A 17,498-nucleotide genomic window follows, 5' to 3' on the forward strand; every position below is an offset into this window, starting at 1 on the left:
ATTCGATTTCTCTAGGCTGCAATTCCCGCTATTATCAATCATTGCTTTAGGCAAACTTGATTCGTTGATACGCAACGATGGGAACTTGGAGATAATGAAATGAATAAAAACGAATTGGCCGGCGCCGTAGCCGAAAAAGCGGGCATGACAAAGAGCGATGCGACAGCAGCCGTTGAAGCGCTTTTTGAAGTGATTACAGAAACTTTGAAGGGCGGCGACGATGTGCGTGTGCTCGGCTTTGGCAATTTCGTTGTTCAGCAGCGCGCTGCGACAACAGGCCGTAACCCTATGACAGGTCAGCCTGTTGATATTCCTGCAAAACGCGTTCCTAAGTTTTCTGCGGGTAAAGGCTTGAAAGACGCTGTAAACAGCTAATTTCGAGTGCTATTTTCACGAAAGCCCGCGCATGTTCGCGGGCTTTCGTTTTTCTAAAGTAGGAAAAAATGGAAAACGTAATTTTATTTCTGCTGGAAAGCGAAAAATTAAAGTCGGTTTTACGTCAAACCAAGCCTTTGGGTGAGGACCGTTTTGAAAATTCTGCCGAACATTCCTGGCAGACGACTTTGGCGGCAATGATTCTTCTGGAGAACGCGCCGGAAAATCTGGATCGTTTGAAAATTTTACAAATGCTGCTCATCCACGACATTGTTGAAATCGATGCGGGTGACGTTTTCGTTTATGACGAACAGGCGAGGGTGGACGCGTTCGAAGCGGAAACCAAGGCCGCAGAGCGCCTTTTCGGTATGCTGGATGAAGATGTCGGTAGCCGTCTGTTGGCCTTGTGGCATGAATTTGAAGCGGCTCAAACGCCGGAAGCAAAATTTGCCAAAGCATGTGACCGTATCATGCCGGTTTTACAAAATCTGGCCGGCGAGGGGCAAAGCTGGACAGCACACGATATCAAGCGGGCAAAAATACTCCTGAAGAATCAGCCGATTAATGATGCCAGCCCACAATTGTGGGCGTTGCTAAAAAAGCAGATCGAAGACGCCGACTTTATCAACGACTGATTCCTGCCGGACTATTTGCACACTTCTGCTTTATCCTGACCGTTAATCACATCTCTGCTACAGTTGAACGGTTCGTTGAGATCGTCGCCCATTTGCGACAAAAGCCCGACAAGCCCGAGTGCAATCAGGCCGATAATGAGCCCGTATTCAACGGCAGTCGAACCGCTTTGCGCGCTTAAAAAGCGTTTGGCGCTTGCAAATGCTGGGTTTTGGGGCTGCATCTGCGGATTCCATAGCAATTATGAAACCATTATAGGCCCGAATGATTGACGCGCCGTAAGCAATCACACTTAACGAAACAAAAACGTCTGACACACTGTGTGGGGACTGGTGGGCGATGAGAGACTCGAACTCCCGACATCTTCGGTGTAAACGAAGCGCTCTACCAACTGAGCTAATCGCCCCAACGAAACGGCTTCTACGCATCTATTTTGATTTTCGCAACCCCTTCTTGTCATAGAAATGAACTTTTTCTTTGCTATGCAAGAAACTTTAAAAACTACAATATTCGCCGTTGACACTTGTTAGAGAAGCGCCTAAATCACCGCCACGCCAGCAAGACTGGCAACAAGAAAATGCGCGGGTGTAGCTCAGTTGGTTAGAGTGCCGGCCTGTCACGCCGGAGGTCGCGGGTTCGAGCCCCGTCACTCGCGCCATTTTCTCCCTTTCTCCTAAAGTATCATATGTTTAAGGCAGGGCGAAATGTCGCGCCGGCCTTATAAGCGCCGTTAAACCGGCTGCATTCAAAAGTTCTCACATATTTTGTTCCCATATGGTCTTGCACCACGCGCAACATAGCAGTAACCCACCACACATACTGTGGTTTTGGTTTGTGTTTTTTGCGCGTTCAGCCTAAAAGACCGGTGATAAAATCACTTAAGAAGCATGCTGCATTTGCAGCGAGAGTGTTTAGGAAAGACAAGATGGACGCAGTCGTCGCCTCCTATTTGCCCATTATCATTTTTCTGGTTGTGTGTATTGGCATCGCCGCCGCACTTTTGATCGCACCGTTTCTGGTTGCGTATCGCAATCCGGATCCTGAAAAATTGTCCGCCTATGAGTGCGGTTTCAACGCCTTTGATGATGCGCGCATGAAGTTTGATGTGCGGTTCTATCTGGTCGCAATTCTCTTTATTATTTTCGACCTTGAAGTTGCGTTTCTGTTTCCGTGGGCTGTTTCATTCGGCGAAATGGGAATGTTCGGCTTTTGGTCAATGATGGTCTTTCTCGGCATTCTGACAATTGGCTTCATCTATGAATGGAAAAAAGGTGCGCTGGAATGGGATTAAGCGATAACAAAACGCTCGTAGCGCCGCAGCCAAAAGGCATTATTGATCCGTCAACCGGTAAACCGGTTGGTGCTGATGATGCGTTTTTCGGCGAGATGAACAATGAACTGGCCGATAAAGGCTTTCTTGTTACGTCGACGGATGAGTTGATCAACTGGGCCCGTCAGGGATCGCTGATGTGGATGACATTTGGGCTGGCCTGTTGTGCGGTTGAAATGATGCACACATCCATGCCGCGTTATGATGCGGAACGCTTTGGCGTTGCGCCGCGCGCATCGCCGCGCCAGTCCGATGTGATGATCGTTGCGGGCACGCTGACCAACAAGATGGCACCGGCACTGCGCAAGGTTTATGACCAGATGCCGGAGCCGCGTTATGTGATCTCCATGGGGTCATGTGCCAATGGCGGTGGTTATTACCATTATTCATATTCCGTGGTTCGTGGCTGTGACCGCATCGTGCCGGTTGATATCTACGTGCCGGGCTGTCCGCCAACGGCAGAGGCTCTGCTTTACGGCATTTTGATGCTGCAGAAGAAAATTCGCCGCACAGGTACAATCGAACGCTAGGTTTATTGTCCCGTAAGGGGCAGGGGAAATAAGATGGCAACATCAACAAAACAAAATGCGCAGGACGCCTTGCAGGATTTGGCAAGCACTGTCAGCGATGGCCTGGAGAATATCGACCATTCGGTTTCAATTGCCTTTGGTGAATTGACCGTTGAAGTCGCTTCGGAAGACGTTGTGCCAACGCTTAAAGTGTTGCGCGACGATGTGCAGATGAAATTCATCTCATTCATTGATATGTGCGGCGTTGATTATCCGGCGCGCGCAAAGCGCTTCGATGTCGTTTATCACCTGATGAGCCCGACATTGAACCAGCGTATCCGTGTGAAAGCGCAGACAGATGAAGATACGCCTGTTGCCAGCGCAACCGATGTGTTCCCGGGTGCAAACTGGTTCGAGCGTGAAGCTTACGATATGTACGGCATCTTGTTCACCGGCCATCCGGATTTGCGCCGTTTGCTGACCGATTACGGTTTTGAAGGGCACCCGCTGCGCAAGGATTTCCCGCTCACCGGCTTTGTGGAAGTGCGCTATGATGATGAGACAAAGCGTGTGGTCTACGAACCTGTTCATTTGCGTCAGGAATTCCGGGATTTTGATTTCCTCTCCCCATGGGAAGGTGCCGAATATGTGCTGCCAGGTGATGAAAAGGCGCAGAAATGACCGAACATAACGTCCGTAATTTTAATATCAATTTTGGCCCGCAGCACCCTGCGGCGCACGGTGTTTTGCGTCTGGTCCTTGAGCTGGACGGCGAGATTTGTGAACGTATCGACCCGCATATCGGCTTGCTGCACCGTGGCACCGAAAAGCTGATCGAGCATAAAACCTATCTACAGGCGGTGCCTTATTTCGACCGCCTCGACTATGTTGCGCCAATGAATCAGGAGCACGCTTTTGCGCTTGCTGTTGAAAAGCTGGCGGGCATCGAAGTGCCGCGCCGTGGCCAGTTGATTCGTGTTCTGTATTCAGAAATCGGCCGTATCCTGTCGCATATGCTGAACATCACGACGCAGGCGCTCGATGTTGGTGCGCTGACACCGCCGCTATGGGGCTTTGAAGAGCGCGAAAAGCTGATGATCTTCTATGAGCGGGCTTGCGGTGCGCGTTTGCACGCAGCTTACTTCCGCCCGGGCGGTGTTCATCAGGATCTGCCGGAACAATTGATTCGCGATATTGGCGATTGGATTGACCCGTTTTTGGGCGTCGTCGATGAAATTGACGGCCTTTTGACCAATAACCGCATTTTTAAACAGCGTAACGTCGATATCGGCATTGTTGCGCTTGAAGATGCGTGGGCTTGGGGCTTTTCCGGCGTGATGGTGCGCGGTTCCGGTGCCAAGTGGGATTTGCGTAAAAGCCAGCCTTATGAATGTTACGACGAAATGAAGTTCAATATACCAATCGGCAAGAACGGCGATTGTTATGACCGTTATCTCATTCGCATGGAAGAAATGCGCCAGTCTGCTGAAATCATGCGTCAATGCGTTGAAAAACTGCTGGCTCCTGAAGGTCAGGGCCCTGTTTCTTCAACCGATGGTAAAATGGTGCCGCCGAAACGCGGTGAAATGAAGCGCTCAATGGAAGCGCTGATCCATCACTTCAAACTCTACACTGAAGGCTATAAAGTGCCTGAGGGCGAAGTTTATGCGGCCGTTGAAGCACCGAAAGGTGAGTTCGGCGTTTATGTCGTGTCCGATGGTTCAAACAAGCCGTATCGCTGTAAGCTACGCGCACCGGGCTTTGCCCATCTTCAAGCAATGGATTTCCTTTGCCGCGGCCATATGCTCGCGGATGTTTCAGCCGTGCTTGGTTCTCTTGATATCGTATTTGGTGAGGTGGACCGATAATGTCCGTTCGTCGTCTAGCAGAAGATTCTGTCCAACCGGAAAGCTTTAAGTTTAACCGCGCGCTAGGCGCGGAAGCCAAAGGCTGGATCAAAAAATATCCGAAAGGCCGTGAGCAATCGGCTGTTATTCCTTTGCTTATGCTTGCGCAGGAGCAGGAGGGCTGGGTAACCAAAGCGTCTATCGAGCATGTGGCAGAAATGCTGAACATGCCGCTCATCCGCGTGATGGAAGTTGCAACATTCTACACCCAGTTTATGCTTCAGCCGGTTGGCACGAAAGCACACATTCAGGTGTGTGGCACAACACCATGTATGCTGCGCGGCTCCGAAGAGCTGATGGCTGTCTGCAAAAGCAAAATTCACCCTGAGCAGTTTCATACCAATGAAGAAGGCACGCTGTCTTGGGAAGAGGTAGAGTGTCAGGGCGCGTGTGTGAACGCGCCTATGGTTATGGTGTTCAAGGACACGTATGAAGATTTGACGGCAGAGCGCCTTGAAGAAATCATTGATGCGTTTGAGGCCGGTAATGGCGATAGCATCGAGCCGGGACCGCAGATCGACCGTATCTATTCCGCACCGGCAGGTGGTTTGACAACGCTGAACGGCAAGCCGGTTGGTAAAAGTTCAAAAGCTGCCAATAGCAACGCAAAATCAAGCGCCGCGAAAAAATCAGACAAGCCGACACGTGCGGCAAAGCCAAAGCAGGAAACATCGCTTTCAGATGGCACTGTGAAGAGCCCGAAACAAAACCGTGTATCGCCGGATTCAAAATCTGCGAAGAATGCGGCTCCGGCTCCCGGAACAGCTAAGAAAGATACAGCAGCAGCGCCAAAATCTGCCGAAGAATCAGCTTCTAAAAGCCCGAAAAAAGCGCCTGCCGCCAAGAAAGCGTCTTCCTCTGGTGCTGCAGCCAAATCGGCTGGCCCTGAGCGTCTGTCCAAGCCGCAGGGAACAGCAGATGATTTGAAGCTGATTTCAGGTGTTGGCCCCAAGCTTGAAAAAACGCTCAATGATTTGGGTTTCTGGCACTTTAGTCAGATTGCAAAATGGAAAAAAGCCGATATCGCAATCGTTGATGATGAACTCAGGTTCAAAGGTCGCATCGAGCGTGATGATTGGGTAAAACAAGCCAAGGCTTTGGCCAAGGGTGGCGAAGCGGAATACATCAAAGTATTCGGCAAAAAGCCACGATAGGATAGCAAGATGCTGCAAGATAAAGACCGCATTTTTACAAATATCTATGGCATTCACGACAAGTCGCTTAAAGGCGCGATGTCACGCGGCCATTGGGATGGTACAAAGGCGCTTGTTGAAAAGGGCCGCGACTGGATCATCAATGAGATGAAAGCCTCCGGCCTTCGCGGACGCGGCGGTGCCGGCTTCCCGACAGGTCTCAAATGGTCGTTTATGCCTAAAGAAGTTGGTGAGCGCCCGCATTATCTTGTCGTTAATGCCGATGAATCAGAGCCGGGCACATGTAAAGACCGTGATATTATGCGCCATGATCCGCATACATTGATCGAGGGCTGCCTGCTTGCCTCTTTCGCCATGAACGCGCATGTGGCTTACATTTACATTCGCGGCGAATATATCCGTGAGCGTTACGCGCTACAGGCCGCGATTGACGAATGTTATGACGCCGGTCTTTTGGGCAAGAACAATAAATGCGGCTGGGATATGGACGTTTATGTTCATCACGGCGCAGGCGCTTATATTTGCGGTGAAGAGACAGCATTGCTGGAAAGCCTTGAAGGTAAAAAAGGCCAGCCGCGCCTGAAACCGCCATTTCCGGCCAATGTCGGCCTTTATGGTTGCCCGACAACGGTGAACAATGTTGAATCCATTGCTGTGGCACCGACCATTTTGCGCCGTGGCGGCGGTTGGTTTGCCTCCTTCGGCAAGGAAAACAACACAGGTACAAAGCTGTTCTGCGTGTCCGGCCATGTGAACCAGCCTGCGACATTTGAAGAAGAAATGTCAGTGCCTTTCAAAGAATTGATTGACCGCCATTGCGGCGGCATCCGTGGCGGCTGGGATAACCTCCTATGCGTTATTCCCGGTGGTTCATCTGTGCCATTGGTGCCTGCAGAGCAAATCATTGATTGCCCGATGGACTTTGATTCGCTGCGCGCGCTGCAATCAGGTTTGGGCACGGCGGCTGTGATCGTTATGGATAAATCAACCGATATCGTTAAGGCGATTGCGCGTCTGGCTTATTTCTACAAACACGAAAGCTGCGGCCAATGTACACCGTGCCGTGAGGGAACAGGCTGGATGTGGCGCGTCATGGAACGCATGGTTGCCGGTAATGCGCAAAAGCGTGAAATCGACATGTTACTGGACGTAACAAAGCAGATTGAAGGCCATACAATTTGTGCACTTGGCGATGCGGCTGCATGGCCAATTCAGGGCCTGATTCGCCATTTCCGTCCGGAAATCGAGCGCCGTATTGATGAGTTTTCCCGTAACGCCCATCAGGCACAACCGGTAATGGTGGCGGCAGAATGATGCGCAATACCGTAGTTATATTCGCGGGACTATTGGCACTCGGCGCTTGTTCCTCAACCGGCGGCGACACGGCGACAGGTTCGACATCTGCCTCCGCATCAACACAGAGTTCATCTTTCCAGATGGATGTGACTGACATTGATTATGGTTCTGTTGTCTCTGACAACCGCTTTCTTGTCAGCTATTCATTTCCTGATAGCCGTGGCCGGTTTGCAGTGATGTCAACGGCACAGTCAGGCGCTTCGGAACCTGTCGATGATGCCAGCGAGTTTAAAACGGTCAATGATGATGTGGCAGCGTCAATCATCTGCAAGGACGGTTTAACCAAGCTGAGCGGAAAGCCGACTTATGTGGTCGCTGACCGCGCATATCAATCAACATATGCGTGCAGCACGACGGGGTAGAGAGATTTTGGGCCTTAGTGCCTGCAATGAATGAATGTGGTTGGGCAGACTGTTGTCTGACGCATAAAGTGGCTGGTAGCAGCCACAAAGAACAGATGGTAGTGCATTAGAGGCGACTAGGGTCTTTACCGCACGACCTAGCGGTGGTTAAACGCCGCAGATATAACTGCGCTGTGCACGCGCGAAAGAACGGAAGATACCGATGACGAAAGTCAAAGTTGACGGCAATGAAATAGAGGTTCCAGACCACTACACGATTTTGCAAGCGTGTGAGGAGGCTGGTGCCGAGATTCCCCGTTTTTGTTACCATGAGCGGCTTTCGATTGCCGGTAACTGCCGCATGTGTCTTGTTGAAGTAAAAGGCGGCCCGCCAAAGCCGACCGCTTCATGTGCTATGGGCGTCAAAGACTTGCGTCCCGGACCGGAAGGTCAGGCACCGGAGATTTTCACCAATACGCCAATGGTCAAAAAGGCCCGCGAAGGCGTAATGGAATTCCTGCTGATCAACCATCCGCTTGATTGCCCGATCTGCGATCAGGGCGGTGAATGCGACCTGCAGGACCAGGCAATGGCTTATGGCGTTGATTCATCGCGTTTTCAGGAAAACAAGCGCGCTGTTGAAGACAAATATATCGGCCCGCTCGTCAAAACGATCATGACGCGTTGTATTCACTGTACGCGCTGCGTCCGCTTTACAACAGAAGTTGCCGGCATTTCCGAGCTTGGCCTGCTTGGCCGCGGTGAAGACGCCGAGATTACAACATATCTCGAAAAAGCAATGACATCCGAACTTCAGGGCAATGTCATTGACCTTTGTCCGGTTGGTGCTTTGACCTCGAAACCATATGCGTTTCAGGCCCGTCCTTGGGAATTGTCAAAAACCGAATCGATCGACGTGATGGATGCTGTCGGCTCTGCAATCCGTGTCGATACCCGCGGCCGTGAAGTCATGCGCATTATGCCGCGCATCAATGAGGCGGTGAACGAAGAATGGATTTCCGACAAAACACGTTTTGTCTGGGATGGCTTGCGCACACAGCGTCTTGACCGTCCGTTCCTGCGTGATGCCAGCGGCAAATTGAAACCGGCGTCATGGTCAGAAGCGTTCGCGGCAGTAAAATTAGCATTGAACGGTAAATCTGGCGATCAGATCGCTGCGGTTGCCGGTGATATGGCTGGCGTTGAAGAAATGTATGCGATGAAGGAACTTCTTGCATCGCTCGGCTCGGCAAATTTTGACTGCCGTCAGGATGGCGCGGCGCTTGATCCGGCACTGGGTCGCTCTTCCTATATCTTCAACCCGACGATTGAAGGCATTGAAGAAGCTGACGCTGTTCTTATCATTGGTTCGAACCCGCGCTTTGAGGCTTCCGTGCTCAATGCCCGTATCCGCAAAGCTTACCGTGCAGGCGGTATGAGAATTGGCGTTATCGGCGACATGGGCGACCTGCGCTATGATTATGAAATGTTGGGTGCCGGTCCTGAAACACTGAAAGAGCTGGTAGACGGCTCAAACAAATTCGCAAATGTCTTAAAGCGCGCGAAAAAGCCGATGATCATTATCGGGCAGGGCGCTCTTGCACGCGGTGACGGCGCTGCTGTTTTGGCCAATGCTGCGAAACTGGCCGATGCAACAGGCGTTGTTAAAGGCGAATGGAACGGATTTGCGGTTCTTCATTCGGCAGCTGCGCGTGTTGGCGGGCTGGATCTTGGTTTCGTGCCGTCTGGCGATGGCATGAATGCTGCAACATCAGTCAAGGAAGCGGACGTTCTGTTCCTTCTTGGTGCAGACGAAATGGATTTGCGTAACCGCAAGGCTGGAGCAACCACAATTTATATCGGCACTCATGGCGATATTGGTGCGCATCATGCGGACATCATCTTGCCTGCGGCGACTTACACCGAAAAATCAGCGACATATGTCAACACAGAAGGCCGTGTTCAAATGACGAACCGCGCCGGTTTCGCACCGGGCGAAGCAAAAGAAGATTGGGCGATTCTGCGTGCTCTTTCCGACGTGCTTGGACAGCGCCTTCCATTCGACTCACTGGCGCAATTGCGTGCCAAACTCTACGAAACACATCCGCATTTCGCGGCAATTGATGCAATTGAAGCCGGTGATCCTGCTGTAATTGCACAATTAGCCAAGAAAGGTGGGCGTTTGGGCAAATCTGCGTTTGCATCCAGCGTGAAAGACTTTTATTTGACCAACCCAATCGCCCGCGCTTCTGCGGTGATGGCGGAATGCTCAAGTTTGGCCCTCAAAGGCTATGCTGAGGCAGCAGAGTAGAGCGCGGAACCGGTAAATTGGACTTAAATTGATGTTTGAAGACTACATATTTCCAGGTCTGATCATTTTGCTCCAGAGCGTAGCGCTTCTGGTCGCATTATTGGTCTTTACCGCGTTTATCCTTTATGCGGACCGTAAGGTCTGGGCGGCTGTCATGTCGCGTAGAGGTCCAAACGTTGTCGGTCCTTTCGGATTGCTGCAATCATTTGCCGACCTTTTGAAATTTGTCATCAAAGAGCCGATCATACCGTCAGGCTCCAACAAAGGCATCTTCCTGCTTGCGCCATTGATTTCATCTGCCCTAGCTCTGGCGGGCTGGGCTGTGATTCCGGTCAGTGAAGGCTGGGCCATTGCTTCGATCAATGTCGGCATCCTGTTCGTGTTCGCCGTATCTTCGCTTGAGGTTTACGGCGTCATTATGGCCGGTTGGGCATCAAACTCTAAATATCCATTCCTCGGCGCGCTTCGCTCAGCCGCGCAGATGGTGTCGTATGAAGTTTCAATCGGCTTTGTTATCGTAACAGTGTTGCTGTGTGTCGGCTCGCTGAACATGACTGACATTGTTCTGAGCCAGAAAGACGGCCTTGGTACGCATCTTGGACTGACAAACTCGCTGCTTGATTGGCATTGGCTTGGTCTGTTCCCAATGTTTGTGATCTTCTTCATTTCGGCATTGGCGGAAACAAACCGGCCGCCATTTGACTTGGTGGAAGCTGAATCCGAACTCGTTGCCGGTCATATGATCGAATATTCCTCAACGCCGTATCTGCTGTTCATGCTTGGTGAATATATCGCGATCCTGCTGATGTGCGCGTTGACGGTTATCCTGTTCTTGGGTGGCTGGTTGCCGCCGCTTGATATTGCGCCGTTTAACTGGATACCGGGTGTATTCTGGTTCATCTTCAAGCTGTGTATGGTGTTCTTCATGTTCGCCATGGTTAAAACAATCGTACCACGCTACCGCTACGACCAGTTGATGCGCCTTGGCTGGAAAGTATTCCTGCCGATTTCACTCTTTATGGTGATCGCGACAGCAGCATTCTTGAAATTTACCGGTTTGGCATAAGGGAAGGGACAAAACGCTATGAGCACAATCGCACAAGCTGCAAAATCACTTCTTTTGCTGGAATTCATTTCTGCATTCGGTTTGGCAATGAAGCGCTTTTTTGCGCCGAAAGCCACATTGAACTACCCGCATGAAAAAGGCCGTTTGAGCCCGCGTTTTCGCGGCGAACACGCGCTGCGCCGTTATCCGAACGGTGAGGAGCGCTGCATCGCCTGTAAATTATGCGAGGCGATCTGTCCGGCGCAGGCAATTACCATTGAAGCGGGACCGCGCCGCAATGACGGCACACGCCGTACAGTGCGCTATGACATTGATATGGTGAAATGCATTTACTGCGGCTTCTGTCAGGAAGCATGTCCGGTAGATGCCATTGTTGAAGGACCGAACTTCGAGTTCGCGACTGAAACACGTGAAGAACTTTATTACGACAAAGACAAGCTATTGGCGAATGGAGACCGGTGGGAGCGCGAAATTGCGCGCAACATCGCGCTCGACTCGCCATATCGATAATTTTAATCGTTCTGTCATCGCAAGGTGGCAGAGCACACGTCTAGCTGAATTACCGGCTGGGTAACCAAAGGATTTCGGGGGAACCGATGCTGTTGACCGGACTTGGCGCGGCCTTCTTTTATTTGTTCGCATTTGTCGCTATCGCGTCTGCCGTGATGGTCATTTCTGCGCGCAATCCGGTACATTCCGTGCTGTACCTTATTTTGACCTTCTTCAATGCGGCGGCATTGTTCATTCTGACAGGTGCCGAATTTCTCGGCATGATCCTGCTGGTGGTCTATATTGGTGCGGTTGCGGTGCTGTTCCTGTTTGTCGTGATGATGCTGGATGTTGATTTTGCATCCATGAAGCGCGGTGCGCTTGATTATGCACCGATTGGCGCGATGGTGGGTATTGTTCTGGCGTCGGAACTGCTGATCGTTCTTGGCGCGCAGTTCATCGGTGTCGGGCAACCCGGTAGTGTCGCTTCTCCGACACCCGATCCGCTGACCCGCACCAACACGGCTGCGCTCGGCGATATCATTTACACCGACTACATCTTCTTCTTCCAGATCGCGGGCATGGTTCTTCTGGTTGCCATGATTGGTGCGATCGTGCTGACACTGCGTCCGACACGTCCCGGCGTTAAGCGCCAGAACATGGGCAAGCAGGTCGCCCGTAAGGTGGAAGACTCGATCGATGTGGTCGATGTTGAAACAGGCAAGGGGCTTTGATCTGATGGAAATTACGATTTCTCATTATCTCGTCGTGTCAGCGCTACTGCTGGTTATCGGAATATTCGGCATTTTCCTAAACAAGAAAAATGTCATCGTTATTCTGATGTCGGTGGAGCTGATCCTCCTTGCCGTGAACCTGAACTTCGTGGCCTTTTCCGCGCATTTGCAGGATATGGTGGGCCAAGTTTTTGCACTATTCGTTTTGACCGTTGCTGCTGCAGAAGCCGCAATCGGTTTGGCTATCCTCGTTGTCTTCTACCGGAACCGTGGTTCCATTGCGGTTGAAGACGTCAACATGATGAAGGGCTGATTGGACCTATGTATCACGCCATCGTCTTTCTCCCGTTACTGGGCGCTATTGTTGCCGGCTTTGGTGGCCGTGCTATCGGTGCCAAGGCTTCGGAATATATAACAAGCGGCTTTATGGTCATTGCCGCGATCCTTTCTTGGGTTGCGTTCCTGACTGTTGCCATGGCTCATGACGACCATTCGGCCACCGTTCAGGTTATGCGCTGGATTCAGGTCGGTTCTCTGGATGTGAATTGGGCATTCCGGATTGATACGCTGACGGCTGTCATGCTTGTGGTTGTGAACACGGTTTCGACCCTCGTTCATATCTATTCCATCGGCTATATGCATCACGATCCGCACCGTCCGCGTTTCTTTGCCTATCTTTCGCTTTTTACCTTTGCGATGTTGATGCTGGTTACGTCTGACAACCTTGTTCAAATGTTCTTTGGCTGGGAAGGTGTTGGCCTTGCGTCCTATCTGTTGATTGGTTTCTGGTACAAGAAACCTTCTGCAAACTCTGCAGCCATGAAAGCGTTCATCGTTAACCGTGTGGGTGACTTTGGTTTCGCACTTGGTATTTTTGGCGTGTTCGTGCTGTTCGGCTCGGTTAATTTCGATACAATTTTTGCCAATGCGGCGACATATCTTCCAGCCGAAGGCGCAGAAGCCAGCACTGATACTGTGCTGACTTTCCTTGGCTATTCGCTCGATAAATCACACGCGCTGACAGTGGTCTGTTTGCTGTTGTTTATGGGCGCTATGGGTAAATCGGCGCAGTTCCTGCTGCACACATGGCTACCGGACGCGATGGAAGGCCCGACACCTGTGTCAGCGCTTATTCACGCGGCGACAATGGTTACTGCCGGTGTGTTCCTGGTCGCGCGTATGTCGCCGATCTTTGAACTGTCGCAAACAGCGCTCACAGTTGTTGTAATCATCGGCGCGACAACCGCATTTTTTGCGGCAACCGTTGGCCTTGTTCAAAACGACATCAAACGCGTGATTGCCTATTCAACCTGTTCGCAGCTCGGTTATATGTTTGTGGCACTGGGTATCGGCGCTTATGGCGCGGCGGTATTCCATCTGTTTACACACGCATTCTTTAAAGCCTTGCTGTTCCTTGGTGCCGGTTCTGTCATTCATGCCGTTTCGGACGAGCAGGACATGCGCCGCATGGGCGGTTTGCGTAAACTCATTCCGACAACCTATTGGATGATGATTATCGGTACGGTCGCGCTGACAGGTGTCGGCATTCCGGGCACATTGATCGGAACCGCCGGTTTCTTCTCCAAGGACGCGATCATCGAAAGTGCTTTTGTGGCGCAAAATTCTGCAGCCGGATACGCTTTCGTCATGCTGGTTGTCGCCGCGCTGTTCACCAGCTTCTATTCGTGGCGTCTGATTTTCATGACATTCCACGGCAAGCCGCGGGCAACCGCTGATGTGATGCACCATGTGCACGATTCACCGCCGGTTATGCTTGTGCCGTTGTTCATTCTGGCCGTTGGCGCAATTCTCGCAGGTGTCGTCTTCCATGGCTATTTCTTCGGCCATCACTATGACGAGTTCTGGAAGGGTGCTTTGTTCACCTTGCCTGACAACAATATTGTTGATGAGTTCCACAATGTACCGTTCTTGGTTAAGTGGAGCGCAACGATTGTTATGTTGCTGGGTCTGCTTGGCGCTTGGTATATGTATATCCGTTCACCGCAAACGCCCGCTTCTCTGGCCGCGCAGCACAACGGTCTATACAAATTCCTGCTCAACAAATGGTATTTTGACGAGCTGTACGACTTCCTGTTCGTGCGCCCGGCAAAGCGCCTCGGTTCGTTCCTCTGGAAACGCGGTGACGGCTGGCTTATTGACGGGTTTGGACCCAACAATATCGCGGCACGTGTTTCGGGCCTCGCACAGCGCGCTGTGAAGGTTCAGACCGGATTTCTTTATCATTATGCGTTCGCCATGTTGATTGGTGTCGCTGCTCTCGTGACTTGGATTATGCTTGGAGGCATCCACTAATGGACGGTATGCCAATCCTCTCGCTCGTAACGTTCCTTCCTCTGGTTGGCGTTCTTGTTGTTCTGTTTATCAATGATGAAACAGAAGCGGCAAAGCGCAACATTCGAATGGTGGCGTTGCTGACGACGATCTTTACATTTCTCGTATCTTTGATGATTTGGGTAGGATTTGATAATTCAAATCCGGGCTTCCAATTTGTTGAAGAGGCCGAATGGCTCGGCGGCGGTTTGACCTACCGTATGGGTGTGGACGGCATTTCAATGCTGTTTGTCATTCTGACAACATTCCTGATGCCGTTCTGTATTCTCGCCGGATGGGAAAGCGTTACCAAGCGTCTGAAAGCTTACATGATCGCGTTCCTGATTTTGGAAACGCTCATGATCGGCGTATTTACCGCGCTTGATATTGTGCTGTTCTATGTCTTCTTTGAAGCTGGCCTTATTCCGATGTTTATCATCATCGGTGTTTGGGGCGGAGCACGCCGCGTCTATGCATCATTCAAGTTTTTCCTCTACACATTGCTGGGTTCAGTGCTGATGCTGATCGCGATTATGGCAATGTATTGGGAAGCGGGCACAACATCTATTCCTGCACTGCTTGAATATGATTTCTCGCCTGAAATGCAGTTCTGGCTCTGGCTTGCCTTCTTTGCATCATTTGCGGTCAAAATGCCTATGTGGCCTGTCCACACTTGGCTGCCGGATGCACACGTGGAAGCGCCGACCGCTGGCTCGGTCATTCTTGCCGGCGTTTTGCTGAAACTGGGCGGTTATGGCCTTATCCGCTTCTCGCTGTCCATGTTCCCGGTCGCTTCTGCTGATCTGGCTTGGCTGGTGTTCGCGCTTTCATGTATCGCCATCATCTACACATCACTTGTTGCGATGATGCAGGAAGACATGAAAAAGCTGATTGCTTATTCATCTGTTGCGCATATGGGCTTTGTGACCATGGGCATCTTTGCAGCAAACGAGCAGGGCTTGCAGGGCGCTATCTTCCAGATGTTGTCGCATGGTCTTGTATCAGGCGCTCTCTTTATCTGTGTCGGTGTTGTTTATGACCGTATGCACACACGTGAAATCGCAGCCTATGGCGGTCTTGTCCACAACATGCCGAAATATGCATTGATGTTCATGCTGTTCACCATGGCCAATGTCGGCCTTCCGGGTACATCCGGCTTTGTCGGTGAATTTCTGACATTGATGGGTATGTTCCGCGCCAACACATGGTTTGCGTTCTTCGCAACAAGCGGCGTGATTCTGTCTGCATGTTATGCGCTTTGGCTCTACCGCCGCGTCATTTTCGGTGCATTGGAGAAAGAAAGCCTGAAAGCGCTTCTCGATCTTTCGGGCCGTGAAAAGGCAATGCTTTATCCGCTTGCCGCACTGACTGTTTTCTTCGGTGTGTACCCTGCGCCCGTCTTTGATGTCATCAGTGCTTCTGTGGATGCACTTGTCACTAACTATGAGGCTGCCAATGAGGCAGCTAAAGCGGCAATGGATGTTGCCCTGAACGCTAAGTAATCGGATTGCTGTCATGACAGTCGTTGAATTGACCCAAAGTTTGAACATCGCAGCGCCGGAACTGGCACTGGCGGTCGGTTCTATGGTTCTGCTGATGATCGGGGTTTTCGCGCCCAAGGACAGTGCGAACTCCACCGTAACCGGATTGGCCGTGGCGCTTCTTATCGGCGTTTTGGGCTGGATGGTGTTCTTTGATGAGCAGGGCACAGCCTTTGGCGGTGCTTTTGTTCAGGACGCATTTGCCTACTTCTTCAAGATACTGACATTGGTCGGCTCGATTGTGGCGCTGGTTATGTCGGTTGGCTTTGCCCGCGAAGAGAAGTTTGACCGCTTCGAATTTCCGATTTTGATCATTCTGGCAACGCTGGGCATGATGCTGATGATCTCGGCAACAAGCCTGTTGTCGCTCTATATGGCACTCGAACTCCAGTCATTGGCGCTTTACGTGATTGCCGCGATCAACCGCGACAGCGCGCGTTCAACAGAGGCGGGATTGAAATATTTCGTTCTTGGCGCTTTGTCTTCCGGTATGATGCTTTACGGTATTTCACTCGTCTATGGCTTTACCGGTCATGTTGGCTTTACGGAAATCGCCGCTGCGTTGACAGGTCAAGAACGCTCCGTCGGCCTTCTATTCGGTCTTGCATTCCTGCTGACAGGTCTTGCATTCAAGATTTCGGCTGTACCGTTCCATATGTGGACGCCTGATGTTTACGAAGGTGCGCCGACACCGGTCACAGCCTTTTTTGCCGCTGCGCCAAAGATGGCGGCAATGGCGATGCTTGTCCGCGTTGTCACAGATGCGTTCGGTACCGTGACTGGCGACTGGCAACAGATTATCATCTTTATCTCAATTGCCTCTATGGCTTTGGGTGCTGTTGCCGCGATCGGTCAAAACAACATTAAACGCCTGATGGCTTATTCTTCTATCGGCCATATGGGTTATGCTCTGGTTGGTTTGGCAGCCGGAACCGTTGCCGGTGTGCAGGGCGTGCTCGTCTATATGGCAATCTACCTTGCCATGACGCTTGGCACATTTGCGTTCATTCTGGCGATGCGGCGCAAGGACGAAGGCAATGTTGAAAGTATAAACGATCTGGCAGGCTATGCGCAAAACAATCCGTTGCAGGCAACTGTGCTGACCATTCTCATGTTCTCGCTAGCCGGTATTCCGCCGCTCGCCGGTTTCTGGGGCAAATGGTATGTGTTCCTCGCAGCGGTTGAAGCAGGTTTGTATCCGCTTGCAATCATCGGTGTTGTGGCTTCGGTTGTGGGTGCGTTCTACTATCTGCGCATCATTAAAATCATGTGGTTTGACGAGCCGGAGAGCAAGTTTGTCTCTGCTGCCGGTGAACTGCGCTTGGTGATGGGGCTGTCAGGCATCTTCGTGGTTGGCTTTATCGTCTTTGGCGGTCCGATTGCCGCCTATGCCGAAAATGCCGCAAAGGCGCTTTTTTAAA

18 protein-coding genes and 2 tRNA genes are annotated in these 17,498 nt (G+C 51.3%); 18 read left to right on the top strand and 2 right to left on the bottom strand.

The genetic code is table 11. The features are described from left to right. Positions 1 to 99 precede the first annotated feature (99 nt). Entirely contained in the window at positions 100 to 375 is a 276-nt protein-coding gene (locus SU32_RS07020) for an HU family DNA-binding protein (protein ID WP_053998650.1), read from the top strand. A gap of 68 nt (positions 376 to 443) precedes the next feature. After that, entirely contained in the window at positions 444 to 1,010 is a 567-nt protein-coding gene (locus SU32_RS07025; RefSeq protein ID WP_053998651.1) for an HD domain-containing protein, read from the top strand. An 11-nt stretch (positions 1,011 to 1,021) separates the two neighbouring features. Here the strand turns inward: SU32_RS07025 and SU32_RS07030 are convergent, their stop codons facing one another. Continuing rightward, a complete protein-coding gene (locus SU32_RS07030) occupies positions 1,022 to 1,231 on the bottom strand; it encodes a Flp family type IVb pilin (protein ID WP_053998652.1) in 210 nt (69 codons plus the stop codon). A gap of 107 nt (positions 1,232 to 1,338) precedes the next feature. Further along, positions 1,339 to 1,414: transfer RNA gene (locus SU32_RS07035), tRNA-Val, on the bottom strand. Between the two features lie 175 nt (positions 1,415 to 1,589). Between SU32_RS07035 and SU32_RS07040 the strand changes: the two genes are divergently transcribed. The 16 genes from SU32_RS07040 (at position 1,590) to nuoN (ending at position 17,497) form a co-directional block, all read left to right on the top strand. After that, positions 1,590 to 1,666 (top strand) — tRNA-Asp (locus SU32_RS07040). 267 nt (positions 1,667 to 1,933) lie between these two features. Then, positions 1,934 to 2,299, top strand: a complete 366-nt coding sequence (locus SU32_RS07045) for an NADH-quinone oxidoreductase subunit A (protein ID WP_053998653.1) — start codon at positions 1,934 to 1,936, stop codon at positions 2,297 to 2,299. Then, a complete protein-coding gene (locus SU32_RS07050; protein ID WP_053998654.1) occupies positions 2,290 to 2,868 on the top strand; it encodes a NuoB/complex I 20 kDa subunit family protein in 579 nt (192 codons plus the stop codon). The genes SU32_RS07045 and SU32_RS07050 overlap by 10 nt, the downstream gene beginning before the upstream one ends. 33 nt (positions 2,869 to 2,901) lie before the next feature. After that, complete coding sequence (locus SU32_RS07055; protein WP_053998655.1) at positions 2,902 to 3,528, top strand: NADH-quinone oxidoreductase subunit C; 627 nt, start codon at positions 2,902 to 2,904, stop codon at positions 3,526 to 3,528. Beyond that, entirely contained in the window at positions 3,525 to 4,715 is a 1,191-nt protein-coding gene (locus SU32_RS07060) for an NADH-quinone oxidoreductase subunit D (RefSeq protein ID WP_053998656.1), read from the top strand. Before SU32_RS07055 ends, SU32_RS07060 begins: the two co-directional genes overlap by 4 nt. After that, on the top strand, positions 4,715 to 5,908 hold the full coding sequence (locus tag SU32_RS07065; RefSeq protein WP_053998657.1) for an NADH-quinone oxidoreductase subunit E: 1,194 nt from the start codon (positions 4,715 to 4,717) through the stop codon (positions 5,906 to 5,908). Before SU32_RS07060 ends, SU32_RS07065 begins: the two co-directional genes overlap by 1 nt. Before the next feature lie 9 nt (positions 5,909 to 5,917). Continuing rightward, the gene (gene nuoF / locus SU32_RS07070) at positions 5,918 to 7,222 is read left to right on the top strand and encodes an NADH-quinone oxidoreductase subunit NuoF (RefSeq protein ID WP_053998658.1); all 1,305 of its coding nucleotides are present in this window, start codon (positions 5,918 to 5,920) and stop codon (positions 7,220 to 7,222) included. Beyond that, a complete protein-coding gene (locus tag SU32_RS07075) occupies positions 7,219 to 7,626 on the top strand; it encodes a hypothetical protein (protein ID WP_144421061.1) in 408 nt (135 codons plus the stop codon). The genes nuoF and SU32_RS07075 overlap by 4 nt, the downstream gene beginning before the upstream one ends. Positions 7,627 to 7,828: 202 nt before the next feature. Next, positions 7,829 to 9,916 (top strand): NADH-quinone oxidoreductase subunit NuoG, encoded by a 2,088-nt coding sequence (nuoG, locus tag SU32_RS07080; protein WP_053998660.1) that lies wholly within the window; start codon positions 7,829 to 7,831, stop codon positions 9,914 to 9,916. A 31-nt stretch (positions 9,917 to 9,947) separates the two neighbouring features. Next, on the top strand, positions 9,948 to 10,982 hold the full coding sequence (nuoH, locus tag SU32_RS07085; protein ID WP_053998661.1) for an NADH-quinone oxidoreductase subunit NuoH: 1,035 nt from the start codon (positions 9,948 to 9,950) through the stop codon (positions 10,980 to 10,982). 18 nt (positions 10,983 to 11,000) lie between these two features. After that, entirely contained in the window at positions 11,001 to 11,492 is a 492-nt protein-coding gene (gene nuoI, locus SU32_RS07090; RefSeq protein WP_018687653.1) for an NADH-quinone oxidoreductase subunit NuoI, read from the top strand. A gap of 89 nt (positions 11,493 to 11,581) precedes the next feature. Next, positions 11,582 to 12,205, top strand: coding sequence for an NADH-quinone oxidoreductase subunit J (locus SU32_RS07095; protein ID WP_053998728.1), 624 nt, complete (start codon positions 11,582 to 11,584; stop codon positions 12,203 to 12,205). 4 nt (positions 12,206 to 12,209) lie between these two features. Further along, the gene (nuoK, locus tag SU32_RS07100) at positions 12,210 to 12,518 is read left to right on the top strand and encodes an NADH-quinone oxidoreductase subunit NuoK (protein ID WP_018687655.1); all 309 of its coding nucleotides are present in this window, start codon (positions 12,210 to 12,212) and stop codon (positions 12,516 to 12,518) included. An 8-nt stretch (positions 12,519 to 12,526) separates the two neighbouring features. Next, complete coding sequence (gene nuoL / locus SU32_RS07105) at positions 12,527 to 14,518, top strand: NADH-quinone oxidoreductase subunit L (RefSeq protein ID WP_053998662.1); 1,992 nt, start codon at positions 12,527 to 12,529, stop codon at positions 14,516 to 14,518. Continuing rightward, complete coding sequence (locus SU32_RS07110) at positions 14,518 to 16,038, top strand: NADH-quinone oxidoreductase subunit M (RefSeq protein ID WP_053998663.1); 1,521 nt, start codon at positions 14,518 to 14,520, stop codon at positions 16,036 to 16,038. The genes nuoL and SU32_RS07110 overlap by 1 nt, the downstream gene beginning before the upstream one ends. Before the next feature lie 13 nt (positions 16,039 to 16,051). Continuing rightward, on the top strand, positions 16,052 to 17,497 hold the full coding sequence (gene nuoN / locus SU32_RS07115) for an NADH-quinone oxidoreductase subunit NuoN (protein ID WP_053998664.1): 1,446 nt from the start codon (positions 16,052 to 16,054) through the stop codon (positions 17,495 to 17,497). Position 17,498: the final 1 nt, after the last annotated feature.

Origin of the sequence: Ahrensia marina, assembly GCF_001293565.1 — a bacterium.
Classification (GTDB): domain Bacteria; phylum Pseudomonadota; class Alphaproteobacteria; order Rhizobiales; family Rhizobiaceae; genus Ahrensia; species Ahrensia marina.

Coding starts and splice junctions, on each gene's coding strand:
- SU32_RS07020 (WP_053998650.1), top strand. CDS start 100: ATGAATAAAAACGAATTGGCCGGCGCCGTAGCCGAAAAAGCGGGCATG.
- SU32_RS07025 (WP_053998651.1), top strand. CDS start 444: ATGGAAAACGTAATTTTATTTCTGCTGGAAAGCGAAAAATTAAAGTCG.
- SU32_RS07030 (WP_053998652.1), bottom strand. CDS start 1,231: ATGCAGCCCCAAAACCCAGCATTTGCAAGCGCCAAACGCTTTTTAAGC.
- SU32_RS07045 (WP_053998653.1), top strand. CDS start 1,934: ATGGACGCAGTCGTCGCCTCCTATTTGCCCATTATCATTTTTCTGGTT.
- SU32_RS07050 (WP_053998654.1), top strand. CDS start 2,290: ATGGGATTAAGCGATAACAAAACGCTCGTAGCGCCGCAGCCAAAAGGC.
- SU32_RS07055 (WP_053998655.1), top strand. CDS start 2,902: ATGGCAACATCAACAAAACAAAATGCGCAGGACGCCTTGCAGGATTTG.
- SU32_RS07060 (WP_053998656.1), top strand. CDS start 3,525: ATGACCGAACATAACGTCCGTAATTTTAATATCAATTTTGGCCCGCAG.
- SU32_RS07065 (WP_053998657.1), top strand. CDS start 4,715: ATGTCCGTTCGTCGTCTAGCAGAAGATTCTGTCCAACCGGAAAGCTTT.
- nuoF (WP_053998658.1), top strand. CDS start 5,918: ATGCTGCAAGATAAAGACCGCATTTTTACAAATATCTATGGCATTCAC.
- SU32_RS07075 (WP_144421061.1), top strand. CDS start 7,219: ATGATGCGCAATACCGTAGTTATATTCGCGGGACTATTGGCACTCGGC.
- nuoG (WP_053998660.1), top strand. CDS start 7,829: ATGACGAAAGTCAAAGTTGACGGCAATGAAATAGAGGTTCCAGACCAC.
- nuoH (WP_053998661.1), top strand. CDS start 9,948: ATGTTTGAAGACTACATATTTCCAGGTCTGATCATTTTGCTCCAGAGC.
- nuoI (WP_018687653.1), top strand. CDS start 11,001: ATGAGCACAATCGCACAAGCTGCAAAATCACTTCTTTTGCTGGAATTC.
- nuoK (WP_018687655.1), top strand. CDS start 12,210: ATGGAAATTACGATTTCTCATTATCTCGTCGTGTCAGCGCTACTGCTG.
- nuoL (WP_053998662.1), top strand. CDS start 12,527: ATGTATCACGCCATCGTCTTTCTCCCGTTACTGGGCGCTATTGTTGCC.
- SU32_RS07110 (WP_053998663.1), top strand. CDS start 14,518: ATGGACGGTATGCCAATCCTCTCGCTCGTAACGTTCCTTCCTCTGGTT.
- nuoN (WP_053998664.1), top strand. CDS start 16,052: ATGACAGTCGTTGAATTGACCCAAAGTTTGAACATCGCAGCGCCGGAA.